The organism is Flavobacterium ginsengisoli (genome assembly GCF_029625315.1).
Classification (GTDB): domain Bacteria; phylum Bacteroidota; class Bacteroidia; order Flavobacteriales; family Flavobacteriaceae; genus Flavobacterium; species Flavobacterium ginsengisoli.
Map to the genome: position 1 here is coordinate 4,010,969 of NZ_CP121110.1, position 14,218 is coordinate 4,025,186.

Consider the following 14,218-nt stretch of genomic DNA (forward strand, 5'->3'; position numbering starts at 1 on the left):
ATATCTAGTTTTAGAACTGAATTGTTCAAATTGATGTTGAAATGAGCAAAACAAAAGAATTTTTAATTCCTTTCGTAGGATTAAAACTAGGAAAACACCATTTTGAGTATCAGATAAATAACGAGTTCTTTAAGAATTTTGAGTACGATGAGTTTCAAAATTCTGATATTAAAGTCAATTTACTTTTTGATAAGAAAAGTAATATGTTAGAATTAGAATTCAAACACAAAGGAGCGGTAAACGTACCTTGTGATCTAACAGGCGAAGATTTTGATTTACCTATAAAAGGGAAAATGAAGTTAATAGTTCGCTTTGGAGATGAATTTAATGATGATAATGAAGAATTGTTGATTTTACCACATGGTGAACATGAGATAGATGTGGCGCAGTATATTTATGAAATGATCGCGCTTTCTGTACCTCAAAAAAGAATTCATCCAGGGGTTAAAGACGGAAGCCTTCAGACAGAAGCTTTGACAAAACTGAATGAGCTGAGTGTAAAAGAACAAAAGGAAGAGAGTAACAAAGAAGAAGATATTGACCCGCGTTGGGAAAAATTAAAGAAACTATTAACGGATAAATAATATAGTAAAATGGCACATCCTAAGAGAAAAACCTCGAAAACAAGAAGAGATAAGAGAAGAACACATTACAAAGCTACTGTAGCTCAAATCGCTACATGTCCTATTACAGGTGAGGCACATTTATACCACAGAGCTTACTGGCATGAAGGTAAAATGTACTACAGAGGGCAAGTTGTTATCGATAAATCTGAAGCGGTTGCTTAATACGTTTTTGTAAATTATACTAGAACTCTCACATAGTGAGAGTTTTTTTTGTTGGTTATAATTTTCGTTTTTTAGGAAAATATAGACAAATTCGTTACGTTTTTTTTTGTAATTTTCGGGTCTTTTAAAAATTTTTCAAATTAATCATAATTTGAAAGGAAAATAATAGAATATAATGAATACAATCACAGCCGCAATTACCGCTGTTGGAGCTTATGTTCCTGACTTCGTTCTTTCGAACCAAGTGCTAGAAACAATGGTTGATACCAATGATGAGTGGATTACCGCTCGAACAGGAATTAAAGAAAGAAGAATTCTTAAAGATGCTGATAAAGGTACATCGTACCTTGCTATACAAGCAACAAAGGATTTGATTGCTAAAGCAAATATTGATCCGCTTGAGATTGATATGATTATAATGGCAACTGCAACGCCAGATATGATGGTGGCTTCTACAGGAGTTTTTGTTGCAACAGAAATTGGAGCGACAAATGCATTTGCATATGATTTGCAGGCTGCATGTTCAAGTTTCTTGTACGGAATGTCTACGGCTGCAGCATATGTTCAGTCAGGACGTTACAAAAAAGTACTTTTAATTGGTGCCGATAAAATGTCATCAATTGTAGATTATACAGACAGAGCAACATGTATTATTTTTGGTGATGGAGCTGGAGCAGTTCTTTTTGAACCAAATTACGAAGGCTTAGGTTTGCAAGATGAATATTTACGAAGTGACGGTGTAGGACGCGACTTCCTAAAAATTCCTGCAGGAGGTTCTTTGATTCCGCCTTCAGAAGATACTGTAAAAAACAGACAGCACAATATTATGCAAGACGGTAAAACTGTTTTCAAATATGCTGTAACTAATATGGCTGATGCCAGCGAATTGATTTTACAAAGAAACAATTTGACAAATCAAGATGTTGACTGGTTAGTACCACACCAAGCTAACAAACGTATCATTGATGCTACTGCTGGAAGATTAGAATTAGAAGATTCTAAAGTTTTGGTAAACATTGAAAAATACGGAAATACTACTTCTGGAACTTTACCATTAGTATTGGCTGATTTTGAAAATAAGCTTAAAAAAGGAGATAACATTATCTTTGTCGCTTTTGGTGGTGGATTCACTTGGGGATCTATCTACTTAAAATGGGCTTACGATAAGAAATAAATTAAAACTAAAAACGAATCATTATGGATTTAAAAGAAATTCAAAACCTAATCAAATTTGTTGCAAATTCGGGCGTTGCAGAAGTGAAGTTAGAAATGGATGATGTAAAAATCACGATCAGAACAACTTTAGAAACAAATGTAACTGAGGCAACTTACGTACAGCAATTACCTGCTCAGGCAGCTTTACCTCAAGCGGCAGTTCCACAAGTTACAGCTCCAACAGTTGTAAGTGTAACTCCAGAAGCACCAGCTGCTAACGATTCTAAATATATTACTATAAAATCTCCAATCATTGGTACATTCTATAGAAAACCATCTCCAGATAAACCAGTTTTCACTGAAGTTGGAAGCACTGTATCTAAAGGTGATGTTCTTTGCGTAATTGAAGCAATGAAATTATTCAACGAAATCGAATCTGAAGTTTCTGGTAAAATTGTAAAAATTCTTGTTGACGATATGTCTCCAGTAGAATTTGATCAACCTTTATTCTTAGTAGATCCATCATAATTTTTAAAAATTCCAATAGACAAGTCACAAAATCCAATGAGTTGGAGTTTGGCGATTGGAATTTGTAATTTTTAATTTAAATAAGATGTTTAAAAAAATATTAATTGCGAATAGAGGAGAAATTGCACTACGTGTAATTCGTACATGTAAGGAAATGGGAATCAAAACTGTTGCAGTTTACTCTACAGCCGATGCAGAAAGTTTGCATGTTAAATTTGCTGACGAAGCGGTTTGTATTGGTCCTCCTCCGAGTAACTTATCGTATTTGAAAATGTCAAATATTATTGCGGCTGCAGAAATTACAAATGCAGATGCAATTCATCCAGGTTATGGATTTCTTTCTGAGAATGCTAAATTCTCTAAAATCTGTCAAGAGCACGGAATTAAATTTATCGGTGCTGCTCCAGAAATGATCGACCGTATGGGAGATAAAGCTTCTGCTAAAGCTACAATGAAAGCTGCAGGAGTTCCTTGTGTACCAGGTTCAGACGGATTATTAGAATCTTACGAACATGCGCAAAAAATAGCTAAAGAAATTGGTTATCCAGTTATGATGAAAGCTACTGCTGGTGGTGGTGGAAAAGGAATGCGTGCAATTTGGAAAGAAGAAGAGCTTTTAAAAGCTTGGGAAAGCGCGCGTCAAGAAGTCTGCTGCAGCATTTGGAAATGATGGAATGTACATGGAGAAACTTATTGAAGAACCACGTCATATCGAGATTCAAGTTGTTGGAGATTCTTATGGAAAAGCATGTCACCTTTCTGAAAGAGACTGTTCAGTACAACGTCGTCACCAAAAACTTACTGAAGAAACACCTTCGCCTTTCATGACAGATGAACTTCGTGCAAAAATGGGAGAAGCTGCTGTAAAAGCTGCTGAATTCATTAAGTATGAAGGAGCTGGAACTGTAGAATTTTTGGTTGATAAACACAGAAACTTCTACTTCATGGAAATGAATACTCGTATTCAGGTAGAGCACCCAATCACAGAGCAAGTTATTGATTATGATTTGATCCGTGAGCAGATTATGGTTGCTCGCTGGAATTCCAATTTCAGGAAAAAACTATTTGCCACAATTACATGCTATTGAAGTTCGTATTAATGCTGAAGATCCTTATAACGATTTTCGCCCTTCACCAGGAAAAATTACTACGCTTCATATGCCAGGAGGACACGGAGTTCGTTTAGATACTCACGTTTACTCAGGATATAGCATTCCGCCAAACTACGACTCTATGATTGCTAAGTTAATTACAACTGCACAATCTCGTGAAGAAGCTATCAGCAAAATGCGCAGAGCTTTGGATGAGTTCGTAATCGAAGGTGTGAAAACTACAATACCTTTCCACAGACAATTAATGGATGATCCAAAATATATTGCAGGAGATTATACAACTGCATTTATGGATACATTTAAAATGAATAGTCCAGAATAATTAAAAAGGCTTCCAAATTTGGAAGCCTTTTTCTTTTATAAACCGTTATTAATTGCAATATTCAAATCCCAAATTCCAATATTGGAAAACTAAACTTTAAATCAGGAGCTTAAAACTTCACTGTAAACTTTGGGATTTGGAATTTTATTTATTGAAATTTTTCTAAAGGTTACACTTTAAGTGTTTACTTATTACACACTTATTTTCTCTTTTACACACCTTTCACGGTATTTCTTTTTTTGGTATATTTGATGTAAAGTCTTTAAAAACAGGATTTTATGATCTTTGGCATAGCTCTTTTCTTTTACGGCATAATAATTTCATTACTTCAAGCGTAAACAACTATTAATTTAAATATATACGTTATGAAAAATTTATTTTTATCAGCCGCAATTGTTTTAGGAGGTTTAACTTCATTCGCTTCAACTACACAAGTAACAAATACAATCGTAAAAACGATTTCTATCGAAGACGAATACACTGAAATCAAATTAGAAGAATTACCAGCTGCGATTACAGAATCTTTGAAAAAAGCATATCCGGAAGCAGTAATTACTAAAGCATACAAAAACGAAAAAGCACAGTATAAACTTGACGTAACTGTTGGTGACAAAGTAGGAAACCTTTTTGCTAATGCAGACGGAACTTGGATCAAACAATAATCTAATCTAAGGTATTGTGAAAATCCAGATCAAGAATACTAAGATCAAATTAACTATATTAAAATACAACTATCATGAAAAATTTATTTTTATCAGCCGCAATCGTTTTGGGAGGTTTAACATCATTTGCTTCAACTTCGCCAATTTCAAATACAATCGTAAAAACAATCTCTATTCAAGATGATTATACAGAAATTAAATTGGAAGAAGTTCCAGCAGCAGTAACAGATGCTCTTAAAAAAGCGTATCCAGATGCTGTGCTTTCTAAAGCATTTAAAAATACAAAATCTGAATATAAGCTTGAAGTAACTGTTGGCGATAAATCAGGAAATCTTTTTGCTAATGCAGATGGAACTTGGATTAAAAAATAATTAAGTCTAACCCTTAAAAACTATTACTATGAAAAAGTTAATCTTATCGGCAGCAATTGTTTTAGGCAGTTTGTCGATGAACGCAGAGACCCCTGTTGCAACCAATCAATTGGTGCAAACAGTAAATGATCAGGATGGATACAAAGAAGTAGATGGAGTTCCAGCAGCCGTAAAAAAAGGCTTAGATGAAGCTTATCCTGGTGTAGTGCTTGAAAAAGCATGGGTTAATGATAAAAAGGAGTACAAAATTGAGATAACCGTTCGAGGTGAAAAATCGATCGTTTATACAGATGCTTCTGGTAACATTCTTAAAAAATAATTTAAACCACTAAATATTATGAAAAAGTTAATCTTATCAGCAGCGATTGTTTTAGGAAGTCTTACAGTAAATGCTGCGATTCTTCCAGCAGTTTCGATTTCTCAATCAGTACTTATTCAAAGTGAGTTTACTGAAGTATCTGCAGATGCTGTTCCAGCAGCTGTAAAGTCTACACTTGAAAAATCTTTCCCGAATACTAAGCTTGAAAAGGCTTATAAAAACGAGAAAAATGAGTACAAACTTGAGATTTCAAGTGGAGAAAAGAAGTATACTATTTTTACAGATGCTTCTGGAAATATCATTAAAAAATAATTAAAATCAGCATCATGAAAAAACTAATCTTATCTGCAATAGTGGTTTTAGCAACCATGTCAATGCATGCAAATGTATTGTCTGTTTCGCAAGACGCTAAAGCAACTGTAACAATTCAGACAGAATATACAGAAGTTACAGTAGATGCTGTGCCTGCAGCTGTAAAGACAGCGTTGCAGACCGCTTATCCAGGAGCAAAACTGGATAAAGCATTTGTTAACGACAAAAAAGAGTACAAACTTGAAATATCAGTTGGAGACCAGAAGGCTACTGTCTATTCAGATGTCAATGGTAACTGGTTGAAGATATAATTAGGTGAATTTAGATTTATGTTTTTGGTGAAAAAGAGATTGCGTGATGCAATCTCTTTTTTTACATATTTTACATAATTTTATGAAATAACAAGTTTAATAATACTATTTTAGCAAAAAAGTCCCTAAAAGCAAATGCCGAAGATATTACTGATAGAAGATGATATTGCGTTCTGTAAATTATTAGAGAAATTTCTAATCAAAAAAGCGTATGAAGTAACAACTACTTTTTCTGCGACAGAAGCGCGTGAAGCAGTTAAAAACGAATCGTTTGATTTGATTTTGACAGACCTTCGCTTGCCTGATTCTGATGGTATAGGACTTATGTCTGAATTTAAAAATTCGCACCCACATATTCCTGTTATTTTAATGACGGGCTACTCTGATGTAAATACTGCTGTAAAAGCCATTAAAAATGGCGCGGCAGATTATATTTCGAAACCATTTAATCCAGACGAAGTTCTTCTTGTAATTACGAATGCATTACAAACACCAAAAACGGAAGAAGAAGAAACTCCTGTAAAAGAAAAAAGACGATAAAAAAGCAGGCGTCAACAGGAGAAAACGAATTTGTTAAAGGAATTTCTGTCGCTTCTAAAAAACTTTTAGATCATATTCAGCTGGTAAGTCCGACCGATATGTCTGTTTTGATAATTGGCGAAAGCGGAACAGGAAAAGAAATTATTGCAAAAAGCATTCATCAGCAAAGCAGAAGAAAAAGACAATAATTTTATTGCAGTCGATTGTGGAGCGATTCCGAAAGAATTAGCCGCAAGTGAATTTTTTGGACATTTAAAAGGATCTTTCACCGGAGCAATCAGCGATAAAAAAGGATATTTTGAAGCAGACAAATGGCGGAACTTTATTTTTAGATGAAATTGGAAATCTTTCCTACGAAAATCAAATTCAGTTATTAAGAGCGCTTCAAGAAAGAAAAATTAAACCCGTAGGAAGCAATAAAGAAATAAACGTCGATATACGCATTATTACGGCTACAAATGAAGATTTACGTGAGGCAGTAAAAAACGGCGATTTTAGAGAAGATTTATACCATCGAATCAATGAGTTTTCAATTCAGTCACCATCTTTAAAAGACCGCGGAGAAGATTTAATGATTTTCGCAGATTATTTCTTAGAAAAAGCCAATCAGCAATTGCATAAAGATGTAATTGGGTTTTCTCCAGAAGTAGTTTCTATTTTTCAAAATTACTCTTGGCCAGGAAATTTACGTGAATTGCAAAACTGTGTAAAACGTGCAACTCTTTTGACTCGCGGTGATTTTATAGAAAGCGATGTGCTTCCGGCAGAATTTTTCCAGATTCAGAAACAACAACCTGCGGTAAATGAAGTTTTTTCATTATCTGAAAACGAAAAAGAAACTATTATTAGTGCTTTGTCGAAAACACAAAATAATAAATCTGAAGCGGCAAAACTTCTTAAAATTACTAGAAAAACACTTTATAATAAATTGAAACAATATAATATCGAATAAAAAAAGCAGTCTTTTTAGACTGCTTTTTTTTAGTATTAAATCTCTTGCTTCAATTCCGTAAAAAGAACTTTAATTCTTTCGTTTAAATCTGCATATGCCGCTTGTATATCAATTGTGTTTAAATCTTCTTTCTCTAAATTTTTTAAAAGTTCGCCAATTTTATTAGCTTGAATTTGTTTAAACATTGGAGCAATACGATGTGCAATAGACTTTATTTCATCATGATTTTTCTCTTGAACAGCAATTTTCAAATAGCCTAAATTTTCAATTGTTGTTTCTATAAAAGATTTTAAAACTTCTTTTATAGCCGATTCGTCTTGACCTAGAAAATCTTTCAAAGTTTCTAGAGAATATATTTGAGAAGCGTTTTTATTGTCATGGTCTGTAGATTCGATTTCAGGAATTTCTTCATGATCCAAAATATGCTGAATCGTTTCAAGCAAAATTTTTGGAGAATAAGGCTTTTTTATAACCGTAGTAAAACCAGCATTTTTATAAACTGAAAGATCCAAATCGGTACGTCCTGTAAGTGCAATGACAGGCTGATTTTTGAAAACCGTATCAGGAAGTTCTCTAAGTTTTTCTAAAAACATAAAACCATCTATTTCCGGCATTTGAATATCTGTTATAACAAAATCAAAAGGCGTAGTTTTAATTATTTCTAAAGCTTTGGCGGGATTAGTAAACGAAAAAACATGATGCTGTTCTTGTCTTAAAACACCGCTTGTTAGATTTAAAAGATTAATATCATCATCAACGACAATAAAAGTCTGTTTTTTGGTGTTTCTTGGCATCTTAGGTTTAAGTTCGACAGTAGGATTATTTTGGCTATTATCAAATAATAAAGGCAACTGAATAATAAAGGTGCTTCCTTTTCCAAAAATGCTGTCTAAACTTAAATTACCGCCTAAAATAGAAATAATCTTCTGGCAAATTGATAGGCCTAAACCAGTTCCGCCGTATTTCTTTTCAATGCCTTCATTTGCCTGTGCAAATTCTTCGAAAACCAATTTCTGATTGGCTTTTTCAATTCCGATTCCAGTATCTTGAATCGAAATCGTGAAAAACTGGTCGTCATTCGCGTAAGCGAGCAATTCTAATATGACCTTCTTCGGTAAATTTATATGCGTTTCCGATAATGTTGGTTAAGATTTGTTTTAAACGAAATGGATCGCCAACAATGCGTTTCTGAAATTGCTCGTCTATATTGATGATAAGATCAATATCTTTTTGCTTGTAAACAGTTTGAATGTTTCTCGCAACATCTTCAATAATTTCGGGTAACGAAAATGGAACTTTTTCTATCGAAATTTTTCCTGCTTCGATTTGCGAAAAATCCAATAAATCTTGAACGAGCTGTGTAATATATTCAGACGAATTTTTAATGTTTTTAATGAAATACGATTGTTTGGTATTGACATCTGAATTGCCTAATAGTTCAGAATAACCGACAATTGTACTCAAAGGCGTTTTCAAATCGTGACTCACGGTCGAAATTAATTGTTCGCGACTCTTTAGCAGATTCTTGGTTTTGAAGTTCGCAATTTCGAGTTGTTTTTTATATACTTGAGATTTCGAATAATCGCTAACAATTAGAATAGAGAAAAAGACTGTCAACAATAAACCAATAACTGCAGAAGCCGTTACAATCTCGTTGACTCTTTTTAATGATTTTTCTTTTAATGAATTGTTTTTGATCGAATTGATGATAATTTCTCGTTCGATAATTCGAAGTATTTTTCTAAGCTGATCCGAAATGGCAATTTCGTTCTGAAGCAGTTTGTTTTCTTCAAAATTCAATGATTCTTTTTTCTTTTCGGCCTTCAGTTTTACCGAACTCAAAAGCTTTTTAGAATTAGCTAAAATAGAATCAGAAGCTTTTTTGCTTAATGTATTGGTGCTGTCATCAGGAATATTCGAATTTAAATAATCTACATATTGCTGTAAAACACTTCGCTGATAACTTCCTAGCTGATTTGGGTTTTTAGTGAAATCCTGAAGTTCGAGCTTTCTTAAGTTAAACTCCATTTTTGTGATTTCATCAATTGCCGTATTTACAGAAGTTTCGTCGTCTGCTTTGTTTTTTATTTCTCTTAATTGTTTGATGTTTTCTGTCTTTTCAGCCAAAAAATAAGTAACACTATCCAAAAGTGTTTTTTGATACTCTGTGGTAACAATTTGTTTTAATGTATCGATACGTTTGCGAAGCGAGTCGGTTTCAATCAGATAATTTTTAAAATCTTTTTCAGAGTTATTTTGAATTGTCTGTCTGGCTAAACTTTCTGTTTTGTAAACATTAGAATAAAGTCTGCTGACTCTAAGAATTTTGGTTTTTTCTAAAGCAATCTTATCTTCGAGTTTGTTGTAAACGACATTTTCAGAATAAAGAAACCATCCAACTGTAACAACCAAAGCCAATAATGCAACATAGCTAAACAAAACTTTGATTGCGGTGTAACTTTTTTTGGTCTCCATATTTTGCTGAAAGATTTGAGGGAATTCGGGATTATTAAAACATTGCAATTTATCTAAAAAAATCTGTTTTACGAAGAGTAAATCTAACCAATATGTTACATAATTGTAAGGTGCGTAAATAAAAACAGCCGCAGATTATGTAAATCTGCGGCTGTTAAAAATGTTGTTTTATGAATTACAAAGTTTCATCTAACCATTTGAAGAATTCACCTTGCCAAACCTGAGCATTTTGTGGTTTTAAAACCCAGTGGTTTTCGTCTGGGAAATACACAAATCTACTTTTGATTCCTCTTAATTGAGCCGCTTGAAAAGCTTCTTGTCCTTGTCCGATTGGCACACGGTAATCTTTTCCTCCTTGGAAAATCAAAATTGGCTTATTCCAGTTTTGAACCAAAGTTGCAGGATTAAAAGTAGTATATGCTTTTTGTGCTACAGCATTATCTTTTTCCCAGTAAGGTCCGCCAAAATCCCAGTTGTTAAAGAAAACTTCTTCAGTCGTTCCTAACATAGAAACTGTATTGAAAACCCCATCGTGAGCAATAAAAGTTTTGAAACGGTTTTTGTGAATTCCAGCTAAATAAAATACAGAATATCCTCCGTAACTAGCACCAACGCAACCTAAACGGCTTTTGTCAACATAACTTTCTTTTGCAACATCATCAATTGCAGAAAGGTAATCGTCCATAACTTGTCCACCCCAATCTTTACTAATTTGCTCGTTCCACTCAACACCGTGTCCTGGCATTCCGCGACGGTTTGGAGCAACAACTACATAACCTTTAGCGACCATTAAAGAGAAATTCCAACGGAAAGAATATGATTGTGTCAACGCACTTTGAGGTCCGCCTTGGCAGAATAATAAAGTTGGATATTTTTTAGAAGCATCAAAATTTGGAGGAAGAATCACCCAAACCAGCATTTTTTTACCGTCGGTTGTAGTAACGTAACGTTTTTCTGTTTTGCTTAATGCCAAAGTTTTGTAGGTATCTGTATTTACATTTGTGATTTGTTTCCAGCTGTTTTTCTTTAAATTAAAAGAATAAATTTCTGGAGCATGATTCATGTCGTTTCTTGTTACGATAATATCATCGCCAGCAAAACCTACTAAATCATTTACATCAAAATCACCGTTTGTCAATTGACGAACGTTGATCGCGATTTTAGTTAAACCAGGAAAATTAACCGAGAAAATTTGTTTTGTTCCATCAACTGGCGCAACAAAAAATACTGTTCTGCCGTCTTTGCTCCAGATAAAATTATCTACAGTTCCGTCCCAGTTTGCAGTTAAATTAGTTTTGATTCCTTTAAACTCAACAATAAGGTCGTTTTTATCAGCTTCATAACCGTCACGTTTCATTTGCGACCAAGTTAAATTTCCTGTTGGAGAAAATTGCGGTGCTGTGTCGTAACCTAAATTACCTTCAGTTCTATTTGTTGTTTTTTGAGTTTCTAAATTATACTCATAAATATCTGTATTGGTAGAAATAGCATAAGCAGTTCCTGCTTTTTTCTTGCAAACGTAAAGAATGCTTTTGCTGTCTGGCGACCAGATATAATCTTCGTCACCACCAAAAGGTTTTTGTGGAGAATCGAAAGTTTCACCTTTCATGATATCGATTCCTTTTGCACCGTCTTTGTTTTCTTTATAAAAAACGTGGTTAAATTTTCCTTCATTCCAAGTATCCCAATGGCGATAATCTAAACCATCATAAATTTGAGCATCAGATTTGCCAAGACTTGGATAGAAATCTTTACCTAAAACTTTTTCTAATTTTACTTCATCATTATAAACCACAAATTTTCCGTCAGGCGAAACGTTTTTATCAGCCAGAATGTCTTTTGTGTCTTTAATTTCAACGGCAGTTCCACCATTTACAGGAATAGTGTAAATTTTAGAACTTGATTTGTTTTCTTCAACCGAAGGGGTAGAAACCTTAAAAACTATATTTTTTGCATCTTTAGAAATTCCAAGTGGAGTCACTCGACCTAATTTCCATAACAATTCTGGAGACATAACGTTCTGTCCGATAGCGTTTAAACTCATCATTATTAAGGTTGTTAATAATACTTTTTTCATAATCTATTTATTCTATTTTTTTGTGCGCTAAAAATACAACTTTTAAATCCCAAATTGTTAAATCCCAAATCCCAAATTTTGTTAAAGTTTATTACTGTCACCCTGAACTAAGTCGAAGGTCACATAGTTGAGAGGCTTTGACTTCGCTCAACCTGACAAAGATTTTAAATGAACTTTAATTACTTATATGGTTCAAAAAAATTATTATTTTTATAAAAACTCTGAAAATGGAACTAAGCTATTGGGAATTAAAAAACTGGTTCGCGAATATTGATTATACTATTGTTGGAAGCGGAATCGTGGGTTTGCATACAGCATTACGCTTACGCGAAAGATTTCCTGTCGCTAAAGTTTTGGTTCTCGAACGTGGAATGTTACCGCAAGGTGCCAGTACCAAAAATGCAGGTTTTGCTTGTTTTGGAAGTTTGTCTGAAATTATGGATGACTTAAAAACGCATTCAGAAGATGATGTTGTGCATTTGATTGAAAAACGCTGGAAAGGTCTTCAATTGCTTCGTAAAAGATTAGGCGATCAGGCAATTGATTTTAAACCTCATGGCGGATATGAATTATTTCTAAAAGAAGATGAATTTGGATTTAACGAATGCATTTCTAAAATTCCGTTTATAAATGAAATCTTAAAGCCACTTTTCAAAGTAGATGTTTTTTCGAAAGAAGTAGACCGATTTGGATTTCAAAATATTCACGAGTATTTAATTTTTAATCCGTTTGAAGGACAAATAGATACCGGAAACATGATGCAGGAATTATTGAAGCAAGCTGTTTCTACAGATATTTTAATCTTAAATCAGCAAACCGTAAAATCGTATGCTGATGCAGGAAATCATGTTGAAGTTGTGGTAAACGATTTTAGCTTTAAAACTAAAAAACTACTTTTCGCAACAAACGGTTTTGCGAGTGAATTGACCAATGGCGCTGTAAAACCAGCAAGAGCGCAAGTGCTTATTACCGAGCCGATTCACAATTTAGACATTAAAGGAACGTTTCATTTAGATCGTGGTTATTATTATTTCAGAAATATAAATGACTGTATTTTGTTAGGCGGAGGAAGAAATCTTGATTTTGAAGGAGAAACAACAACCGAATTTGGACAGACGAAAATTATTCAAAATAGATTGGAAGATTTACTGAAAAATGTAATTTTACCAAATCAGGATTTTCAGATTGCGCACCGATGGAGCGGTATCATGGGAATAGGAAATAGTAAGAATCCTGTCGTAACCCAACTTTCTGAAAATGTGTTCTGTGGAGTGCGTTTAGGCGGAATGGGAGTGGCGATAGGAAGTTTAATAGGAACAGAATTAGCAGATTTAATAGAATGAAAGTAACCAAAAAACCAGCATCCAAAACAACTACAAACAAACCAAAACCAAAGACAGCTTCTTCAAAAAAATCGAATCGTTCTTTTGGAGAAAAAGTAAAATGGTTTTTTATTAAAGCCGCTTTGTGGTTTTTTGGAATTTCTATCGGGTCGGTTATCTTTTTTAAATATGTTCCAGTGCCGTTTACACCTTTAATGCTTATTCGTGCCATCGAAAATAAAATGGCTGGTAAAGAAGTTTATTTCGATCATGATTGGGAACCAATCGAAAAAATCTCAATGAATTTGCAAAAAGCGGTTATTGCCAGCGAAGACGGAACTTTTTTAACTCACAATGGTTTCGATTTTAAAGCACTTCAAAAAGCATATAAAAGCAATGAGCGCGGACGCCGAATTCGAGGCGGAAGTACTATTTCGCAACAAACAGCCAAAAACGTTTTTTTATGGCAGGGAAAAGTTATTTCCGTAAAGGACTTGAAGCTTATTTTACGGTTTTAATAGAAATAATTTGGGGTAAAGAGCGTATTATGGAAGTTTACTTAAATAGTATTGAAATGGGTGATGGAGTTTACGGTGCCTATGCAGCAACAGAACATTGGTACAGACGCGATGCTTCTAGTTTAACTCCAATGCAAGCGGCAGGAATTGCGGCAATATTACCAAACCCAAGAAAATTTAAAGCTACGGGCTCATCAAGTTATATTAACAGAAGAAAAGAACGAATTGTTCGTGAAATGCGTTATGTTGGAAAAATCAATTACAATGGTAAAGAGGAAAAGAAGTAAAAAAGCGCTTTTTGCTTTTCTGATTTTGACAACGTTAACTTTTGGACAAGGAAAAACTAAAGAAATAGGTTTTATATCTGATAACGATTTGTACACATCGTCTAAATATGATATGTATTATACCAATGGGTTGGAATTTTTTTCCGATTCTTATCTAAAAACGATAA

13 protein-coding genes and 3 pseudogenes are annotated in these 14,218 nt (G+C 33.8%); 13 read left to right on the forward strand and 3 right to left on the reverse strand.

The genetic code is table 11. The annotated features are described in order from the left end of the window. The first annotated feature begins 41 nt into the window (after nt 1–41). The 11 genes and pseudogenes from P5P87_RS18725 to P5P87_RS18775 all read left to right on the forward strand — a co-directional run bounded on the left by P5P87_RS18725 (nt 42) and on the right by P5P87_RS18775 (nt 7,372). A complete protein-coding gene (locus P5P87_RS18725) occupies nt 42–584 on the forward strand; it encodes a YceD family protein (protein WP_198855385.1) in 543 nt (180 codons plus the stop codon). 9 nt (nt 585–593) lie between these two features. After that, nucleotides 594–788, forward strand: coding sequence for a 50S ribosomal protein L32 (gene rpmF, locus P5P87_RS18730; protein ID WP_008465217.1), 195 nt, complete (start codon nt 594–596; stop codon nt 786–788). A 175-nt stretch (nt 789–963) separates the two neighbouring features. Beyond that, nucleotides 964–1,962: a beta-ketoacyl-ACP synthase III gene (locus P5P87_RS18735; RefSeq protein ID WP_278020245.1), complete on the forward strand. Its 999-nt coding sequence runs from the start codon at nt 964–966 to the stop codon at nt 1,960–1,962. 23 nt (nt 1,963–1,985) lie between these two features. Then, entirely contained in the window at nt 1,986–2,471 is a 486-nt protein-coding gene (gene accB / locus P5P87_RS18740; protein WP_095928350.1) for an acetyl-CoA carboxylase biotin carboxyl carrier protein, read from the forward strand. A gap of 85 nt (nt 2,472–2,556) precedes the next feature. Continuing rightward, a pseudogene (gene accC / locus P5P87_RS18745) lies at nt 2,557–3,905 on the forward strand (acetyl-CoA carboxylase biotin carboxylase subunit). Between the two features lie 365 nt (nt 3,906–4,270). Continuing rightward, complete coding sequence (locus tag P5P87_RS18750; protein WP_177211835.1) at nt 4,271–4,567, forward strand: hypothetical protein; 297 nt, start codon at nt 4,271–4,273, stop codon at nt 4,565–4,567. A 74-nt stretch (nt 4,568–4,641) separates the two neighbouring features. After that, the gene (locus tag P5P87_RS18755) at nt 4,642–4,938 is read left to right on the forward strand and encodes a hypothetical protein (protein WP_198855387.1); all 297 of its coding nucleotides are present in this window, start codon (nt 4,642–4,644) and stop codon (nt 4,936–4,938) included. Nucleotides 4,939–4,966: 28 nt separating this feature from the next. Further along, nucleotides 4,967–5,257: a hypothetical protein gene (locus tag P5P87_RS18760; protein ID WP_198855388.1), complete on the forward strand. Its 291-nt coding sequence runs from the start codon at nt 4,967–4,969 to the stop codon at nt 5,255–5,257. Nucleotides 5,258–5,275: 18 nt separating this feature from the next. Further along, a complete protein-coding gene (locus P5P87_RS18765; RefSeq protein WP_198855389.1) occupies nt 5,276–5,569 on the forward strand; it encodes a PepSY-like domain-containing protein in 294 nt (97 codons plus the stop codon). Between the two features lie 14 nt (nt 5,570–5,583). Then, a complete protein-coding gene (locus P5P87_RS18770; protein WP_198855390.1) occupies nt 5,584–5,880 on the forward strand; it encodes a PepSY-like domain-containing protein in 297 nt (98 codons plus the stop codon). A gap of 135 nt (nt 5,881–6,015) precedes the next feature. Then, nucleotides 6,016–7,372, forward strand: a pseudogene (locus tag P5P87_RS18775) (sigma-54-dependent transcriptional regulator). Nucleotides 7,373–7,407: 35 nt separating this feature from the next. On the opposite strand, the gene P5P87_RS18780 reads toward P5P87_RS18775, so the two are convergent. The 3 genes from P5P87_RS18780 to P5P87_RS18790 form a co-directional block, all read right to left on the reverse strand. Then, complete coding sequence (locus P5P87_RS18780) at nt 7,408–8,466, reverse strand: response regulator (protein ID WP_278020246.1); 1,059 nt, start codon at nt 8,464–8,466, stop codon at nt 7,408–7,410. Further along, nucleotides 8,447–9,847: a sensor histidine kinase gene (locus tag P5P87_RS18785; RefSeq protein ID WP_278020247.1), complete on the reverse strand. Its 1,401-nt coding sequence runs from the start codon at nt 9,845–9,847 to the stop codon at nt 8,447–8,449. Before P5P87_RS18785 ends, P5P87_RS18780 begins: the two co-directional genes overlap by 20 nt. A 175-nt stretch (nt 9,848–10,022) precedes the next feature. Beyond that, complete coding sequence (locus tag P5P87_RS18790; protein ID WP_278020248.1) at nt 10,023–11,924, reverse strand: S9 family peptidase; 1,902 nt, start codon at nt 11,922–11,924, stop codon at nt 10,023–10,025. 227 nt (nt 11,925–12,151) lie between these two features. On the opposite strand from P5P87_RS18790, the gene P5P87_RS18795 reads away from it, so the two are divergent. Together P5P87_RS18795 and mtgA are read left to right on the forward strand one after the other, a co-directional pair. Continuing rightward, the gene (locus tag P5P87_RS18795; protein WP_278020249.1) at nt 12,152–13,267 is read left to right on the forward strand and encodes an NAD(P)/FAD-dependent oxidoreductase; all 1,116 of its coding nucleotides are present in this window, start codon (nt 12,152–12,154) and stop codon (nt 13,265–13,267) included. Then, nucleotides 13,264–14,051 (forward strand): annotated as a pseudogene (mtgA, locus tag P5P87_RS18800) (monofunctional biosynthetic peptidoglycan transglycosylase). Before P5P87_RS18795 ends, mtgA begins: the two are co-directional and overlap by 4 nt. Nucleotides 14,052–14,218: the final 167 nt, after the last annotated feature.